Genomic DNA, 17036 nt, shown 5'->3' on the forward strand with positions numbered 1-17036 from the left:
TCCTCAGCTAAGTTGAGTGCTAGTTTCAAGTATCCCAAAAATTGACCTGTTCATACTATCTTCCACGAGGCAGAGTTGAAATTTTTCGCGACTGGCAGGGAAACCCCGTTTTTCGGCGCCGGCAAGTTTGAGCGTTTGTGTTTTAGTTGCGATCGGGCTGCCACGACACATACTGCCATCGCAAAGAGTTTCCGAGGCGGTTTTAGACTCAGAAAGGCTGTTTGTTCGATCGCGAGCGTGTTTCATTGGGTATTCGTGACGATCGAACTTATGGTGAATAGAACCCACTCCTACCTCAGTTCGACATCTGTTTTCTGCCTTGAGGGGGATAGCCGCAGAGCTATTTTGGGTGCGATTCTAAAAGAGGGCTCTGCAATATTTTTGAGTTCTAGTATTAACCCCTAAAAATCCCTGTGAAAGAGCAAGAAAGAACCCCTCCCAATTTTTGGAATATGCTAAGCAATTTAGCCTTAGTCCGGTTTTTGCTTTTATTTGCTTCTGGTTGGGCTGGACTGCAACTTTTAGCTTACTTTGAAACAGCAGTCGCGGTTTTCACCATTGCTGCACTCGTGGCTTTTTTGCTCAACTATCCGGTGCGAACTCTCCAGAGATTTTTACCGCGAAGTTTAGCTGTCGCCTTCGTTGTCTTGCTCACCATTTTAGTTTTTGGCGGTCTCACCGTCACTGTAGGCGTCACTCTTTTATCTCAAGGACAGCAATTAATTGACAGCATGACTGAATTTCTGAATGCTCTGGCGCCTCTGTCCGAGCGCATCGAAACATTCCTGCGGGCGAGAAACCTGCAAGTTAACCTGCGAGTTATTGAGGAACAACTGCGAAATCAAGCTTTGGCGGGAGTGGTGTCGAGTATTGCTTTTTTACAAGTATTTTTAACCAATTTATTGAATTTAATATTAATTATGGTCGTGGCTTCTTTCATGTTAATTGATGGAGAGAGGCTGTGGGTGTTGGTTCTCAAATTTATACCCCGACATCTGCACAGGCGTTTAAGTTTAACAATAGAGCGAAATTTTTTAGGATTTTTTCAGGCACAAATTTTGTTAATGTTATTTTTGACAACAGCAAGTTTTTTAATTTTTCTGCTGTTAAATGTGAAATTTCCCTTGATATTAGCCTTTATTATCGGATTGTTTGATTTAGTGCCAGGGATCGGAGCGACACTGGGCATTAGCTTAGTTTGTTTTATTGTATTGTCTCAAAATGTGTGGCTATCTTTAAAAGTATTGGCAGCTTGCATTGTTTTGCAGCAAATTCAAGACAACTTTATTCATCCGAGACTGATGCAAAATTCGCTTAACCTCAACCCGGTAGTGGTATTTTTTGCACTGTTAGTGGGGGCGAGAGCCGCAGGACTTCTAGGTATATTTCTGGCTATTCCCCTAGCGGGAGTGATAGTTAGCTGGTTTGACATTGAAGAAATGCAAGCGGAAGGTTAATTGATAAAGCTATCCTATTTTATATCAAATCCGGCTGAAAAATTCTGTTTTAACCTGCCCACTAGAAGTCCCATGCTTCAAAAACTCTCCTGTGCCCCAAGCGACACTAAAACTAAAGAGAAAAAAGCAATGTAGGGTACACCTTACTGCCTAAAATTAATGAATAAATTGCAAGTCGGTAGGAAATCTTTCTTCTTCTGGTTCGGGATCGTAAATGTAATCGCAGTCAAAGCGCAGAGCTTGAGAGTGGCGGCTGATAGAAAATCCGCAATTAGTCACCATTTCTGTAGTAAAAGTTGCCATGACTAACTCAATGAGCTTTCTGTAGGAAATGTTAGGCAGTTGAACGTAATAAGTGCGTCTGGCAAAAAAAATTCTCTCATCTTTGGGTAGAATTATGCCATTAATTCTGTGGGCGTGTTGAATCGGCTTGATATAGGTTTCAATAAACTGGGACTGATTTTTTTGCAGTCTTGCTAATCTTTCGTGTTGCAACCAGCTCATTTGAAACACAATTTTAATAAATTCAAAGCCCAAAATGTAGTTAAAAACATTATTGCGTTCTTCTGTATTCAAGACGAAGCGGAGTGCAGATTCTAAATATTGGTCAGTTTCTCGCCGCGATTGTTGAGATGAGTGGATATAAAATTGTTTGATGTAGCTTCTTAAATCTGATTCGTTTAATTGTTTTTTGACTCTAAATCTGATTAAATACTCTTTGACTCGGTGTAGAGTATCTACATCTTCAAACATTTTTGAGACTAAACCGTCGGCTGTATAATCATCTAAGAATTCTGCTTGCAAGTCGGGAGTAGATGCACACAATATGTAGCAGAGGGACAGGACATAGCGCCGTTGGTTCCAAGGCAAGCTTTGGGCCCAATCTTTAACTTCTACAGGGAGCTTTTGGAACACCGTATCTGTGTGGGGGATTTGAGCAAGGTCGGCATATTTATGTTTTTGTTTAATCATTGCCTGAAACCTTATATTAGTAAGTATAAAGAGCAGTAGAGCGCAGATTATGGGAGGGGGAAGCTGCGACGGAGGGTTGCAAGTTATTCTGTCTTATTTTATTGCCATCTATCTAAATATACATTCTGTAGGGAAGAGCGGGCGTGATCTGTCTCACACTTTTGCGGATTTTAAATCACAAATGCTAGCTCTTCGCATCACATTTGGGGGCGGCGAGTGTCACGGATAAAACTTATTCACGTCACTGGAGCAGCAGCGGGTTTCGTTGATGATTAAGTCGGGTGATTCATAAGTTTTTGTTAGTAATGATTACTGAGATCAATCATGAACTTGACTACAAGTATTTTCCTGAAAAATCAGTACCAAGACTTAACTTTTCGCGATCGCCCGCCTCGTGCAACCCGTGGGAGAGCCATCAATAACTCCGTGGTGTGCCAACTTATACTCGCCCGCTGTTCTTGTGAGAGAGATATTCCGTTATGGGGACACCATCTTTTCTACATACCGTCTATGTGCAAGCTTAATCCTGTGTATGAGGAATTAATGGGTTTACGCTTTCGCTCGCTCTCGTTTTTGGGCGGGGTCAGCCAAAACAGAGACAAGTTTCCCACAACAGTGGTGAGCAACCCAAAATTTTAGATCCTACTTCCCGCCCCCAGATGTATCTGTGGAGTAAATCTAAAATCTAAAATCGACTGAGGTATGCGCGGAAGATGTAACACGGTACTGCTGATTGAGGGGTGTCATACCTCGATCGCCCCTTGATATCAATTATTTATGGGGTATGTCGCTCTGGTAGTTGCCAGAGCCATAATTTAAGCCATAATTGTTGATAATATCAATGGATGCCTCTCGATAGGAGCGGGTATCCATTGTGGCGCTTAAGCCAAAAATAACATCAAACGGTAGCAGCAAAAACCATAACTATAAAAATAATTTAATAATTTACGTGGACTCAGGGAAGTGAATATGTTTAACGCAACTGAACTGCTGATTAAGGCTTTTGTCAATCGCCTGATTGAAGGCTACCGCCACACTTATGGCGGGTTTAAATCTGACTATGGAGAGATTATTGCTTGGGTGGCGAGTATGGCGTTAGAAAATATTGCTAATAGCGATGCTCTTTACCACAATGTCGAACACACTATTTTAGTAACCTTGGTGGGACAAGCAATTCTGGGTGGGAAGCACATCCGCGAAGGGGGTGTTTCCTGCGAAGATTGGCTGCACTTCCACATTGCTTTGCTATGTCACGATATCGGGTATGTTAAAGGTGTTTGCAGACAAGATAGAACAGATTTGGGACTGTATGCGACGGGAATAGGCGACCTGAAATTAACGCTGGCTCCGGGGGCGACGGATGCTAGTTTGATGAATTATCATGTCGATCGCGGAAAAATGTTTATTGACGAGCGTTTTGGCGGTCATAAACTGATTGATGCTGAGCTGGTTAAGCGTAATATTGAGCTAACTCGTTTCCCGGTTCCGGCCGATAAAGATTATCAAGATACGGTAAATTATCCGGGCTTAGTTCGCGCTGCTGATTTAATTGGTCAGTTGAGCGATCCGCGATATTTGCAAAAGATTGCTGCGCTGTTTTACGAGTTTGAAGAAACTGGGCAGAATCTGATTTTGGGCTATCAAAATCCGGGGGAGTTGCGGGATGGTTATCCGAAGTTTTATTGGAATGTGGTTTATCGGTATGTGAAGGATGCGATCGGCTATTTGGAACTGACACAGCAGGGGAAACAAGTAGTTGCTAATTTAAGTGCAAATGTGTTTCGGGTGGAGCATTCTCAGGTGCCAGAGTCTGCGGTGGCTGTAGTTAGCTAGGGTTTGGGTAGATGCCGGGCGATCGCTCTTTTTTGGGATAAGTAGATCGCTCTAGTTAAATACTGCTGCATAGTCAGGATAGCTGAGATGTTGCACCATTCTCAATAATCCTTTCAGGGCGGGATCTCCTGCCCACCCACAAGAAAATCAACTCTTTGTCCAACCGGCTCGAAAGCCTGTGCGAGGCAGAATGGTGCAAGATGTGAGGATAAACGACTTGCACAAGGATTACAACAGGAATTGTAGCAAGTAATGGAGCAAGGAATGAGAGAAAATGCTCGGGAAATTTCTAGGCAACTTTTCAATCTACTTGACAATCAAAGCATTACTCAAACAACTGGTTTTAGGGTTGAAGATATCCAAAATTTGCGGGAGGAATGAAAGGAAGGAAAAAAAGACGATCGCACAATTAGTACACCTTTTCTCATTACCAGGCTTAGCCTGGTAGCGCAGGCTTTTGAGGCTCTGCCTCTTTGATTGAGAATGACGTTAAATATTAAGTCTCATCCAATTGAGGCTCAAGGATGAGTCTGCCCTCCGTCTAAAGGAAGATTTCATTAAATGAGTAAATTCCGTATGATGCTGTAAAAGTCAGTTAGAGGGGAAAGCTATCTCCGACTCTAGCTCCGCATAACTGACCAATCTTACAATATAAAAAAATACATCTCATGACATCAGTCACTCCCAATCAAACTTCCTCTCAATACGAAGTTACAGAATCAGAGGACAAAATTGAGTCTCTGGTAGAAGAAGTTAAGCCAGAAAGCGAACTCGATTTAGAATTCCTCTACACCAGAGACATTGAATTCCGACAAGAAACAATTTATTTCATTGTAGTCGATCGCTTTTACGACGGCGACCCCGCAAATAACGAAGGCCCAAACCCAGAACTTTACGATCCAGAAGGGAAAGATTGGGGCAAATATTGGGGCGGCGACTTGCAGGGAGTTATCGACAAACTCGACTACTTAAAAGATATGGGTGTTACCGCAGTTTGGCTGACTCCGCTGTTTGAGCAAGTAGAAGCCTTATTTGTCGAACAAGCTGCTATTCACGGCTACTGGACTAAAGATTTCAAGCGACTAAATCCCCGCTTCATTGCCACAGACGACAATCCTTCTATTAACCAAACACAAGAAAGTAAAGATACGGTATTTGATAAGTTAGTACACGAGTTGCACCAGCGAAACATGAAACTCGTGCTCGATATTGTTTGCAATCACAGCAACCCAGATTTTAGTGGTAAAAAAGGGGAACTCTACGACGACGGCGTAAAAATAGCTGACTTTAACGACGATGAAGATAACTGGTATCACCACTACGGCGAAGTCACAAACTGGGAAGATGAATGGCAAGTCCAAAACTGCGAACTGTCGGGTTTAGCAACTTTCAACGAAAACAATATTGCCTACCGGAATTACATTAAGTCAGCAATTAAACAATGGCTCGACAGAGGTGTTGATGCTTTGCGGGTTGATACAGTTAAGCATATGCCTATTTGGTTTTGGCAGGAATTTAATGCTGACATTTTAGCACATAGACCTGATGTTTTCATTTTTGGCGAATGGATTTACAGCGATCCTCGAAACGATCGTTCTGTGGAATTTGTCAACGAGTCGGGGATGACTATTTTAGATTTTGGTCTGTGCGTGGCAATTCGAGAAGTATTGGGGAAAGGTGCCGACGCAGGATTTAAGTTAATCCAAGATGTCCTGAATTTGGATCACCGCTACTACGGGGCGACGGAGTTGATTACTTTTATTGACAACCACGATATGCCGAGGTTTCAGTCGTTGAATCCCGATCCAGAAATGCTGCTGTTGGCGATATGTTTAATTATGACGACTCGCGGCATTCCCTGCATTTATTACGGCACCGAACAGTATCTGCATGATGATACAGATGGGGGAAATGACCCCTACAACCGCCCGATGATGGAAAAGTGGGATACAGATTCGCCAATTTACCGAGCTGTGCGTTTGCTGTCGGGATTGCGGCGGCTGAATCCAGCTATTTCGATGGGGAGTCAGTGGCAAAAATATCTAACTGCTGATGTTTATTGTTACGTGCGCCGCTATCGCGATTCGGTAGTGTTTGTAGCGATGAATCGTGGCAATGCTGTTACAATTACAGAGGTTGATACTGAGCTCCCTGATGGAGAGCATACGGAAGTTTTATCGCGCCGTAAGTTTGAAGTTAAAGATGGGATGCTGTACAATTTAGAGCTGGGTGCGCGGGAAGTAATGATTTTTAGTCGCGTCGGAGAGCGAGTTAAGGCGAAAACTATTGTGCGGGCGCAGCTTAACAGCGTTAGAACTCAGCCTGGGGAAAGAATTGTGGTGATTGGAGATTGTCCTGAATTAGGGAATTGGGATATTAGTAAGGGTTACCCCCTGGAGTATATCAATACTAATACTTGGTTTGGGGAAATTCCTTTTAATGAAAGTGCGGGGAAATTGATTTCTTACAAGTATGCACTGCTACGGGAAGGACTGTCGCCCTTGCGAGAAAATCTGGTTTGTCGCCGCTGGGTTTTAGTTTCAGAAGGGACTGTGAAATGGCGGGATAAGTGGGCGAGTGGACGGGAGTCTTAATAGTTTTGAGTTTTGAGTGTTGAGTAAGATAGTCATGGGTGCATCAACCGGGTTGGATGGACGAAAATACTTGTTTCAGGCTTTCGATTATGTTTTAAAAACCCAGTTGATTGAGTAGGGGTGCATAACTGCTGTGAGATTGAATTCCTAATTGCAACTCATAACTCATTACTTTTTAAAGATGACTTAGATCATCAATATTTTGACCTTCTATGTATAGCAGTAATGTGTGCATTGTGCATCCTCCGGACGTGAGTTATGGTGCGCCGAGGCGCACCTTACATTTTTATTAAAGCGATCGCAACTTCTGGGCTAAAACATCGACATAAGGTTCGCTGCTGTGCTGGTTCACAACCATTTCGTAGCCCCGCTGCGCTTGAGATTCAGCTTCTTGAGGATTTTTTAGCAAATGGACGATCGCCTCGCGCAAACCTGCTGCATCTCCCACATTTACAACTTTGGCAAGATCGGGGGTAGCTAAATAATCGGCCATACCTTGAGTCCGAGTAATAACGACCGGTCGCTTGCAGGCCATTGCTTCCAGTAAAACCTGCACTCCCGCAGCATATTTATTGTCCACCAAACAAACTGCAATTACGTCTGCATCGCGGTAAAGCTGCAGTAAATCTGGCCATTGGTAGAATTTGCGGGACATATTTTCTGGCATAGTATCAGGGAAAGCTTTCGATAAAGCCTTGGCATCTTTAGAAAAACCGCTAATTTTTACGTCAACATCTAAGTCAGCAGTTGCTGCTGCTAAGAGTCGGTAGTCGCGCTTTTCTAATCCGACGCTAACAACTGTTTGCCGCTTTTTCTCGCCAGAAACTGGACCCGGTGTGAAAAATTGGGTGTCTGTCTGTTCTAGAAGCACTAAAATGCGCGATTCAGGTATAGCTAAATAGCTGCGGAGGAAGTTTGTTTGAGGGCGGGCGTTGACCATGAACAGGTCAATTTTTTCAGCCAAACCGAATAGTTTCAGGGCGACGCGGCCGCGCGGCCGATCGATATTGTGGAAAAATACTACAATTTTCGGGCGCTTGGGCAATTGGCCACACACCGCCGCCACTGGAATCCCAATGTCCTCGCCCGTACAAAATATCACGTCGTCGCTGCTGACTTGCTTGGACAATTTGCGCGCGGCGGCCCAATGTTCGGGTTTAGAAGAAATTTTCGATCGCAGCTTGTCACTCAACGATATCGCTTCGCCATCTGGGGCATGAACGGTGGCATTTAAGCGGTCTCTGAGAGCTCGCAGAACGTGGCGAGGGCATTTGCCGAGTTTTGCATCGCGGTCAATTCCATCTAGGTCTATTTTACGACCTAATGCCAAATGGTATTTCAAGCTCTTCTCCTTATAATTCGGCTGGTGCTGCCACAAATTATCTAACCTCAGAAGATTCTATAGTCTGCTGTGGAACGTGCTGGTTCGATCGATCAATTTTAGATTTTAGAGTTTAGATTTGACTCTACAGATAAATCTGGGGGGTTCTCCCTCATGTCTAAATTTTTGTGAGTTCCACGAATCCTGTCTGGGGCTTGTATAGCAACGGCCCTCACGGTTAGGAAACCGGGTTGATGGACACCCGCGCGCAAATCCTGTACGAATCAAAAACAGTGAAACGCGCCGATCAATTCCAAGGACTTAAGCTTTTATGCTGAAGTTAGCTAAAGAATTTATGTTTAACCCCATGTATATTTCTCCAGAGCAAGATCAAAAAATTCGCTACACCATGCGCGAGTGCGGTCAAGAAGCTTACAAGCTAGCAGCCAAACCTTTTGAAGTTTCAGAGAAAGGGCCCAACGACTACGTGACGAGTATCGATCAATACCTAGACCGACAACTATCGGCAGCATTTAGCGCTTTGTTTCCTGAAGACGGCAGGATCACCGAGGAAAACGCCACCTCCAGAGCAGCTTACGGGGCCAATTACCAGCGCCTTTGGTGCATCGATCCCCTCGACGGGACTGAAGAATTTATTCGGGGAAAACTGCACTACGCTTCGATGGTGGGGCTGCTGCTGGAAGGGGAACCGGTGGCCGGCTGGCTCTACGCCCCGGCTTTTGACCAAATGTATTTTGGGGGCAAAGATTGGGGATTGTTCCAAACTGTGGGAACCCAAGCGCCGCAGCCGATCGCGCTGTGCAAACCCCCGGCTCCGACAGCGGAAAATTGTAAAATTGTTCTCGGAGACAAAGACCAAAAAAACTACGCCCGGGCGATCGCCCAAAGCATCCCCGGAGCAGAATTTTACTCGCTGGGCAGCTTTGGCTTGAAAGTGATGGAAGTTATCTTCGGTCGAGCTGGTTTGTACCTGTATCTCAACGGCAGAGTTAAAGTGTGGGATACCGCCGGCCCTCTGGCTTTAGCAAAAGCAGCCGGCTTGGTGTGTTGCGATATGCAAGGTCAACCGCTGAGGTGGACTAAAGATGCGATCGAGCCGGAGACTCTGGCCCACACGCAGTCAATCGCGATCGGCTGGCCGGAATACATAGAACCTTTGTTGGGCAAAGTTCAACAGGCAGTGGCAGGCTTGTAAACCCGTTTAAGATTAAAGAATCTGCCAATTGTTACGTGAACCGGGCCTCTGCACCCTTATCATCAATTAAAGGAGCAACAGATTGTTTGTGTTCCCAAACATCGATCGTTCCCTAGCTGTTGGGTGTCGCCTAATCATATTTCCCACCTCCGCGAGTTTGCATGAAGACAGAAGCTTTCAGTGAGCTATTCCCTCTATTTAAGGGTGCTAACCCAGAAACCTTGGGAGGGCTGCTATCAAATGCCGTCAAGCATGAGTATCCCCCGGGCCGAGCTGTGGTGATGGAGGATTCTTGGGGCAACGCGATTTACTTTGTCGTGTCTGGCTGGGTAAAAGTCCGGCGCTTGTCAAACGATCGAGCTGTATCAATGGCTATTTTAGGACGGGGTGCGTTCTTCGGCGAAATGGCAATTCTTGACGAATCTCCCCGCTCAAATGACGTACTTGCTCTCTCGCCGGTGCGGCTGCTGAGCGTCACAGCTCAGCGATTTATCCAAACCCTGTTTAAAGACCCGCAATTGCACCACCGCATGCTGCAACTGATGGTGCGGCGGCTCCGCCAAACCAATCACCGCTATCAACTCCGAAACCGCCAGCCAGCGGTTAAACTAGCAAATACTTTAGTCGAGCTGGCAGAAAACTACGGTCAGAAAACTGCTGAGGGCAAAGATATCTTCAATATTCCTTATGAAGACTTAGCGGATGTCACAGATATCACCCTAGATGAAACCAGCAAAATTATGGAAAAACTCGATAGTAAAGGTTGGATCAATATCGATCCAGACCGCCAAACTATCCATTTGATCAACCTCAAGCACTTGATTAATTTGGCAAGTCAATGACTGATGTTACTTCTTTGGATACCTCGTCCGCTGCCGACAATTGTCAGGGGCAACTAACAGCACCGACAATTCAATATTCGGTGGCGATGCCCAATCCTGAATCCCACCTCTTTGAAGTAACTTTGCGCGTGCAAGGTTGGTCGGAGCCGGTTCTGGATTTAAAAATGCCTGTTTGGACTCCCGGTTCTTACTTGGTTCGAGAGTACGCCCGCCACCTGCAAGATTTTAGCTCGCTATCCGGCGATCGACCTTTACCTTGGCGCAAGCTCAGCAAAAATCACTGGCAAATCGAGACCGATTCGGTGTCAGATGTCACGGTTCGCTACCGTATTTTTGCCAACGAACTGACAGTGCGAACCAATCATTTAGACTCGACTCACGGTTATTTCAATCCGGCGGCTTTGTGCTTTTTCTTGCCCGGTTTTGAGCGCAACTGTTATACCGTGACAGTTGTGCCACCGAAGCCGGAATGGCGCACAGTTACTGCTTTGCCACCTGTTTCCGGGCAAAATCTTACTTTTGCTGCAGCGGATTTTGACACTCTCGCAGACAGTCCTTTTGAGATTGGCTGTCACGAAGTCTACGATTTTGAAGTGATGGGAAAACCCCACCAGCTAGTTGTTTGGGGAAAAGGCAATTTAGAACCAGAGCGGGCGATTCGAGACATCCAAAAAGTTATCGAAGTTGAGGCAAAAATGTTCGGCGGTTTGCCTTACGAACGCTATGTGTTTTTACTGCATTTGTCCGGCTCTGGTTTTGGTGGTTTGGAACACAAGGAGTCCTGCACTCTCAACTATCCCCGTTTTAATTTTCGGGCTAAGGAAAAGTACGAACGCTTTATTCAGTTGGTGGCTCACGAGTTTTTTCACCTCTGGAATGTCAAGCGCATTCGACCGAAAGCTCTGGAAGTATTTGACTACGAAAAAGAGAACTACACTCCTTCTTTATGGTTTTCTGAAGGGACTACCAGTTATTACGATTTGGTGATTCCTTTTCGAGCTGGTATCTACAGCGTGAAAGGTTATTTCCAATGTATGGCTAAGGAAATCACTCGCTTGCAGACGACTCCGGGGCGAAGCGTGCAGCCGGTCAGCGAGTCGAGCTGGGATGCTTGGATTAAACTTTATCGCAGGGATGCTAACAGCGACAACTCGCAGGTTTCCTATTATTTGAAAGGGGAAGTTGTTTCGTTTTTGCTCGATTTGTTGATTCGAGCCAGACACGGCAATTCGCGATCGCTCGACGATGTGATGCGTTTGATGTGGCAGCGGTTTGGCAATGCTAACTCAAGTAAAAACGAAGATTTTGAACAGAAGCCGGAAACAGACGCCAAGCCGTCGCATCTGACATCAAACGGACAGTTAAATTCTCCTTCGCTGCCTGCAGAAATAGGCTTTACTCCCGAAGAGTTGCAAAGTACGATCGAGTCCGTCGCCGGCATCGATTTGAGCGACTTTTTCGCGCGCTATATTGACGGCACAGAAGAGTTGCCTTACAACCAGTATCTGGAACCTTTCGGGCTCGAACTCATCGCAGGCGAAATTGACCAAACGCCTCGCATCGGTTGGACGTTGGGACTGGAAAACGGGCGGGAAATCGTGAAATTTGTCGAAGTAGGATCTCCGGCACAATTGGCTGGAATTGATGCTGGGGACGAGTTGCTGGCGATCGAAGGTTTTCGGGTAAATTCAGAACAAGCGAGTGAGAGGCTTAAAGATTATCAGCCGGGGGACACCATAGAGGTGACGGTTTTTCACCAAGACGAACTGCGGACTTGTCCTGTTACTCTCGCCCCGCCGCGACCGACGCGTTACTCGATCGTGCCGGTGGAACAGCCCACCGCTATTCAGAAACAAAACTTTACTGGATGGCTGGGAGTTCCTCTATCGAAATTGTGACATAAATGAAGGGGAACGGGAAAGAAAAGACAAGAAGGAATCAGGCTCAATTCCCAATTCCCAATTCCCAATTCCCAATTCCCAATTACCCATTACCAATTTTGATTATGCAAACCCCACCTCCTCCATCAATTACACCCCGCCAGATGAATCTGCTGAGGATTGTTACTTCTATGGCCTGGGCTGACGGCCAACTCGCGACAGAAGAAGTTGATTTAATGCTCGATCGCTTTTGCGGTTTGTTTGCCCCAGATAGCGACGGACAACAAATGCAACAAGAACTGCGGGATTACATCATGCAAAATATCCCCCTTGACGAGTTGATCGGTCAACTAGAAACTCAAGAGGAAAGGGAATTAGTCCTGCAACTCGGCTATGAAGTGATTTCTTCTAGTTCTCGCACTCCCGATGAACCAAAAATTAACGCTGAAGAAGCTGCTGCTTATCAAAAATTAGTGCAGTTGCTGAATCTTTCAGAGGATGTGGTCAAGCGTATTGAAGCTGAATCATCGGCTGCAGATACTTCAGAGGGAATTGTAGAGAAGATGGCTCACAAATTAGAAAAGTTCATCAAAGGTTAGTTCTGGACTTGCGCGCGCTTGGCTTAAAAACCCGGTTGATTCCTAGATTTCTCGTTACTCAACCTGGAATTTTTCGTAGAAACCGGGAATAAGCCCCCCATGCCTAAGTCTTGTTAGGTAAGTATCGGAATAATAATTTTCTGAGTGCAACTATTTACAACTAAATCAGAAGGGAAATAAACCGGATTGTGACTCCCAATTTCCTAGCGTATACTAACAAAAAACACGGCAAGGTTAAGAATATTTTTCATCGCCGGGAACGGTAATATAATTGGCGATCGCCCTTCCCGTGTACTGCCTTCCCCTTAACGAGAATTAGGGACTTAGGCAAAGCCTAAATCCCTAATTTATCTACCGATTTTGGGCGCTCACTGAAAGTAATATCGTTTCCCGTTGCATCGGAATAATAAAATCGAGTCAACAGTCAACACTCAACCATTCAGTTTTTAGACCCCGAGTCAACCGTCAGAAGTCAACCATCATCTCGCTCGTGTAACCGGAATAGATATTAATCCAACCAGTCATTAGTGCGGTAACTTGCTGAGGGCGTGCCAAGTTCTATAGCCGACAATTCCATCTTGCGGTAAAGCCTTGCTGAGTTGTAATTGTCGCACTGCTACATCTGTCATCGCCCCGAAGAATCCGTCAATGGAACCGAAATAGTATCCATTGATTTTCAAGACATTCTGAACAATTTTAACAGCATTACCAGAACTGCCCTTCATGACGATCGGCATATTCACAGGTGCACCAGAGTATAGTGCTTCCCAAGTGATAGAACCCACAATCCCATCTTCTTTTAAAAAGACGCGGTGTTGATAGCCTTTGACGGCGTTTTGAACTTGGACGCCGAAAATACCGTCAATCGGCCCGAAATAATATGCCCAATGATATAGAAGCTGTTGTAGTTCCTTGACAGCTTGACCTGTTGAACCCATTTGTAAAGTGGGTTTGTTTACTCCCGTGGTTTCAGCAAATGCAAGACTTGATTGAGCAGTAGTATCGGCGACGAGAGCCATAGTTTCATTGTTCAAGCTTCTTTCTTCGGTATACATAATGTGGTTTCTCTCAACATTTAAGTTTTGGTCTTTGATATTTCAGGTATAACTGGTGGGATTGGTGAGTGCACAGTCACTTTTTGGAGTGTCACTCATGTGAGTGTCACTCGTTTGAGTTACCCGTTGGTTTGTCGTAAGGAATGCAAGTTGTAATATTTTTATGAGGACTTTCGTTGTCAATACAAACCAAGGGGTAAGCTGCGCGGTGGACACCTACCCAATACAAAGATGCGGGATACGCACCCTACCAACTCATGTTGATTGTTTACTCAGCAAATTCTCGCAATGTTGGAATTAAATACTGTGTCAAAGTAAAGGCATCTACTCCTAATTCCGTCCGTTCTTTGGCAGCCATGATTCCGGCTTGAGCGTGCCACCAAGCTGCTGTTGCAGCAACTAATTGGGGGGGGGATTTGCGGGCGATCGCAGTTGCTAATAGTCCCCCTAACAAGCCTGTCAGAACGTCGCCGCTGCCGCCTCTGGCGAGGGCTGGGGTGCTTTCGGGATTGAGGTAGGTTATGGTACGTGAAGCGTAGCTATCCGGTAGGGAATCGCCCTCCTCCTTCCAACTTATGCAAACTCTCGCTCCCTTGAGCAATATCGTTGCGCCGCAAAGTTGAGCTGCTGCTTGAGTTGCAGCAATTCGATCCTCGCCCGTTAGATCCGCTAAGTCGGGAAATAAACGCTTGAATTCGCCCGGGTGAGGCGTGATAATTGTCAGTGCTGAACGTTCGGACAAAATCGGGACTGTGCCGAGTTGAGCGAGGATATTTAAACCGTCAGCATCTAAAACCAGAGGTCGATCGCTCTCCAGTACAGATTCTACAGCGATTGCCGCTTCCAATGTCAGACCAGGCCCTGCGGCGATCGCATCATAAGAACTCAAATCAATTGCTACTGGCAACTCGCTAATTGCACCGCTTTGGGTTTCGGGACATCCTATAACTAATGCCTCTGGCAACTGACTGCTCAGCATCGGTTTAATCGACTCAGGAACAGCAATTGACAGCATTCCGATGCCGCTAGCTCTTGCTCCCAATGCTGCCAAAATAGCTGCTCCGCTGTAGCGGCGGGAACCTGCAATAAGTAGTAAGTGACCGTTGGTGTATTTGTGCGAAATGGGCGAGCGGGGTAACGGCAAATGCTGAGTTGCCGAGGCTGTTGTAATGCGTTGGAGTGCTGGCGTTTTGCCCAATATTGCTGCAATATCTGCTGCAGGAATATCAAAATCAATTAATTCGGAGCTGCCGATATATTCTAACGCTCTGTCTTGCAGAAATGCCATTTTCCACAAACCCAAACATAATGTATGTTTTGCCCGGATAGCCGTCCCCAAAACTTCTCCGGTATCTGTATGAATTCCCGAGGGAATATCTATACTTAAAATTGGTATATTTAAGTTATTTATTTCGTCAATGGCTGCGGCAGTGGCGTTAATAATTTCTCGTTCTAACCCAAATCCAAATAAACCATCTACGAGCAAATCGCAGTTTTTCAGCGGTTCAATTTTGTCAAAAAATGGAATATTTAAACAACGCGCATAATCAGCGTGATTTTTTGTTAGTTCTTTGAGTTTAGAAAAGGGGCAGTAAATAACTACTTGGAACCCTTGAAAGTGCAATTCGCGGGCAACAACCAAAGCATCGCCGCCGTTGTGTCCCGGCCCAACCAATACGCCGATAACTGGGAATTGAGACTTAACAAGATTTTTTCCTTCTTGCCTTTTCCTTCTATCCGTTAAATCCCGTACACTGCCCGTTGCCGAACTTCCTTCCGCTTTCAAAAGCGCCTGAATGCGTCTAGCAATCAGTCCCGCGACTTTTTCCATTAAAGCTGCGACTGGCATTCCAGCAGCAAAGATTCTCGTTTCTATTTGCCGCATTTGGTCGGCGGTCACAACAAATTTTTGAATAGTCATTTCGATTACAGTGGTGGTAAACTTTCAGCTAACAGCAGCAGTCGCAGTTTGTAGTATTTTAGTGCTACAATGAATTAGCTCGATCGAACAAAGTAACAGTAAAATAGCAATTTCTCCCCAACCATGAACAAGATTGTTGTAGGCCTCTCCGGCGGGGTCGATAGTTCCGCAGCAGCCGCAATTTTACACCATCAGGGATATGAAGTGGTGGGTTTAACGCTGTGGTTGATGAAGGGCAAAGGTCAGTGCTGCTCTGAGGGAATGGTCGATGCAGCTAAAATTTGCGAAGATTTGGGCGTTCCCCACCACATTGTTGACAGCCGCGAGGTCTTTCAGGCAAGTATTGTCGATTATTTGGTGGAGGGTTACAGTGCAGGAGTTACGCCTTTGCCTTGTTCGCAGTGCAATAAAACTGTGAAGTTCGGGCCAATGCTTAAGTATGCTCGCGAAGAACTCGGAATTGAAAAAATCGCTACAGGGCACTACGCTCGGATTACTTACGATGCTGCTACAGGTCGCTATCAGTTGCTGCGGGCGATCGACCCTGCGAAAGATCAGTCTTATTTTTTGTACGATCTAACACAGGATTTGTTGGCGGGTACGGAATTTCCTTTGGGGGGAATTACCAAGACTGAAACTCGCAGAATTGCGGCGGAATTTGGCTTGAAAACTGCTGATAAGCCGGAAAGTCAGGATTTGTGCTTGGTGGAAAGTAACGGTTCGATGCGGGCTTTTCTGGACAAGTACATTGCGCCGCAAAAGGGTGACATTGTGGACAAGTCAGGGCGGGTGCTCGGACAGCACGACGGCGTTCACCACTACACTATCGGTCAGCGGAAGGGACTCGGTATTGCTGCACCGGAACCGCTGTACGTGATTGAACTCGATGCTGCTGGCAATCGGGTAATTGTGGGCGATCGACAGTTGGCAGTAGAATCTGAATGTACTGTCCAGAAAGTGAATTGGGTTTCTGTGGCTGCGCCGACGGCTCCAATTCGGGCTCAGGTACAGATTCGATATCGATCGCACCCCGTGCCCGCTACTATTATTCCTGTGGAACCATCCCAAGCAGAGGAAAAAGCCGCCGGTACAAGAGTTAAGTTAATTTTTGACGAACCGCAGTTGAGCATTACCCCCGGACAAGCGGCTGTTTGGTATGACGGAGACGTGCTGTTGGGCGGCGGCATCATCGAAAGAAACCAACTCCCAAATTAAGGCAAGGGGCGGGCTAGAAGCCCACCCCACAAGAAACCACCCACCAAAAAACAAACTCTTTGTGGAACAGGCATCTTGCCTGTTCCCAGAAGCTCACCCCACAAGACACTTCCAACAAGAAAATTCACTCT

14 protein-coding genes are annotated in these 17036 nt (G+C 45.8%); 9 read left to right on the plus strand and 5 right to left on the minus strand.

Translation table 11 applies throughout. The annotated features are described in order from the left end of the window. Positions 1–3 precede the first annotated feature (3 nt). A complete protein-coding gene (locus QUA62_RS05705) occupies positions 4–288 on the minus strand; it encodes a hypothetical protein (protein WP_333402921.1) in 285 nt (94 codons plus the stop codon). Positions 289–413: 125 nt separating this feature from the next. Between QUA62_RS05705 and QUA62_RS05710 the strand changes: the two genes are divergently transcribed. After that, a complete protein-coding gene (locus QUA62_RS05710) occupies positions 414–1457 on the plus strand; it encodes an AI-2E family transporter (RefSeq protein ID WP_333402923.1) in 1044 nt (347 codons plus the stop codon). Between the two features lie 156 nt (positions 1458–1613). Here the strand turns inward: QUA62_RS05710 and QUA62_RS05715 are convergent, their stop codons facing one another. Then, complete coding sequence (locus QUA62_RS05715; RefSeq protein WP_333402925.1) at positions 1614–2429, minus strand: cobyrinic acid a,c-diamide synthase; 816 nt, start codon at positions 2427–2429, stop codon at positions 1614–1616. Positions 2430–2753: 324 nt separating this feature from the next. Between QUA62_RS05715 and QUA62_RS05720 the strand changes: the two genes are divergently transcribed. The 3 genes from QUA62_RS05720 to QUA62_RS05730 all read left to right on the plus strand — a co-directional run bounded on the left by QUA62_RS05720 (position 2754) and on the right by QUA62_RS05730 (position 6856). After that, the gene (locus QUA62_RS05720) at positions 2754–3068 is read left to right on the plus strand and encodes a Mo-dependent nitrogenase C-terminal domain-containing protein (protein WP_333402927.1); all 315 of its coding nucleotides are present in this window, start codon (positions 2754–2756) and stop codon (positions 3066–3068) included. Positions 3069–3398: 330 nt separating this feature from the next. Next, on the plus strand, positions 3399–4262 hold the full coding sequence (locus QUA62_RS05725; RefSeq protein WP_333402929.1) for an Npun_R2479 family HD domain-containing metalloprotein: 864 nt from the start codon (positions 3399–3401) through the stop codon (positions 4260–4262). A gap of 668 nt (positions 4263–4930) precedes the next feature. Next, on the plus strand, positions 4931–6856 hold the full coding sequence (locus QUA62_RS05730) for an alpha-amylase family glycosyl hydrolase (RefSeq protein ID WP_333402930.1): 1926 nt from the start codon (positions 4931–4933) through the stop codon (positions 6854–6856). 289 nt (positions 6857–7145) lie between these two features. On the opposite strand, the gene QUA62_RS05735 is transcribed toward QUA62_RS05730, so the two are convergent. Next, positions 7146–8198, minus strand: coding sequence for a glycosyltransferase (locus tag QUA62_RS05735; protein WP_333402932.1), 1053 nt, complete (start codon positions 8196–8198; stop codon positions 7146–7148). A 310-nt stretch (positions 8199–8508) separates the two neighbouring features. Here QUA62_RS05735 and QUA62_RS05740 point away from each other — a divergent pair, with 310 nt between their 5' ends. The 4 genes from QUA62_RS05740 to QUA62_RS05755 all read left to right on the plus strand — a co-directional run bounded on the left by QUA62_RS05740 (position 8509) and on the right by QUA62_RS05755 (position 12714). Next, entirely contained in the window at positions 8509–9393 is an 885-nt protein-coding gene (locus tag QUA62_RS05740; protein ID WP_333402934.1) for an inositol monophosphatase family protein, read from the plus strand. Positions 9394–9554: 161 nt separating this feature from the next. Then, positions 9555–10235: a Crp/Fnr family transcriptional regulator gene (locus QUA62_RS05745; RefSeq protein ID WP_190659615.1), complete on the plus strand. Its 681-nt coding sequence runs from the start codon at positions 9555–9557 to the stop codon at positions 10233–10235. Further along, positions 10232–12133 carry a M61 family metallopeptidase gene (locus QUA62_RS05750; RefSeq protein WP_333402936.1) on the plus strand — a complete coding sequence of 634 codons (1902 nt, stop codon included), beginning with the start codon at positions 10232–10234 and terminating at the stop codon, positions 12131–12133. The genes QUA62_RS05745 and QUA62_RS05750 overlap by 4 nt, the downstream gene beginning before the upstream one ends. A 107-nt stretch (positions 12134–12240) precedes the next feature. Continuing rightward, positions 12241–12714 carry a TerB family tellurite resistance protein gene (locus QUA62_RS05755; protein WP_333402938.1) on the plus strand — a complete coding sequence of 158 codons (474 nt, stop codon included), beginning with the start codon at positions 12241–12243 and terminating at the stop codon, positions 12712–12714. Positions 12715–13238: 524 nt separating this feature from the next. On the opposite strand, the gene QUA62_RS05760 is transcribed toward QUA62_RS05755, so the two are convergent. Continuing rightward, positions 13239–13769 (minus strand): peptidoglycan-binding protein, encoded by a 531-nt coding sequence (locus QUA62_RS05760; RefSeq protein WP_333402940.1) that lies wholly within the window; start codon positions 13767–13769, stop codon positions 13239–13241. Positions 13770–14037: 268 nt separating this feature from the next. After that, a complete protein-coding gene (locus tag QUA62_RS05765; protein WP_333402942.1) occupies positions 14038–15690 on the minus strand; it encodes an NAD(P)H-hydrate dehydratase in 1653 nt (550 codons plus the stop codon). Positions 15691–15813: 123 nt separating this feature from the next. Between QUA62_RS05765 and mnmA the strand changes: the two genes are divergently transcribed. After that, the gene (gene mnmA / locus QUA62_RS05770; RefSeq protein ID WP_333402944.1) at positions 15814–16905 is read left to right on the plus strand and encodes a tRNA 2-thiouridine(34) synthase MnmA; all 1092 of its coding nucleotides are present in this window, start codon (positions 15814–15816) and stop codon (positions 16903–16905) included. Positions 16906–17036: the final 131 nt, after the last annotated feature.

This window comes from Microcoleus sp. MON1_C1 (genome assembly GCF_036701945.1).
Taxonomy (GTDB): domain Bacteria; phylum Cyanobacteriota; class Cyanobacteriia; order Cyanobacteriales; family Microcoleaceae; genus Microcoleus.

Coding starts and splice junctions, on each gene's coding strand:
- QUA62_RS05765 (WP_333402942.1), bottom strand. CDS start 15,690: ATGACTATTCAAAAATTTGTTGTGACCGCCGACCAAATGCGGCAAATA.
- QUA62_RS05730 (WP_333402930.1), top strand. CDS start 4,931: ATGACATCAGTCACTCCCAATCAAACTTCCTCTCAATACGAAGTTACA.
- QUA62_RS05745 (WP_190659615.1), top strand. CDS start 9,555: ATGAAGACAGAAGCTTTCAGTGAGCTATTCCCTCTATTTAAGGGTGCT.
- mnmA (WP_333402944.1), top strand. CDS start 15,814: ATGAACAAGATTGTTGTAGGCCTCTCCGGCGGGGTCGATAGTTCCGCA.
- QUA62_RS05725 (WP_333402929.1), top strand. CDS start 3,399: ATGTTTAACGCAACTGAACTGCTGATTAAGGCTTTTGTCAATCGCCTG.
- QUA62_RS05715 (WP_333402925.1), bottom strand. CDS start 2,429: ATGATTAAACAAAAACATAAATATGCCGACCTTGCTCAAATCCCCCAC.
- QUA62_RS05760 (WP_333402940.1), bottom strand. CDS start 13,769: ATGTATACCGAAGAAAGAAGCTTGAACAATGAAACTATGGCTCTCGTC.
- QUA62_RS05755 (WP_333402938.1), top strand. CDS start 12,241: ATGCAAACCCCACCTCCTCCATCAATTACACCCCGCCAGATGAATCTG.
- QUA62_RS05720 (WP_333402927.1), top strand. CDS start 2,754: ATGAACTTGACTACAAGTATTTTCCTGAAAAATCAGTACCAAGACTTA.
- QUA62_RS05750 (WP_333402936.1), top strand. CDS start 10,232: ATGACTGATGTTACTTCTTTGGATACCTCGTCCGCTGCCGACAATTGT.
- QUA62_RS05740 (WP_333402934.1), top strand. CDS start 8,509: ATGCTGAAGTTAGCTAAAGAATTTATGTTTAACCCCATGTATATTTCT.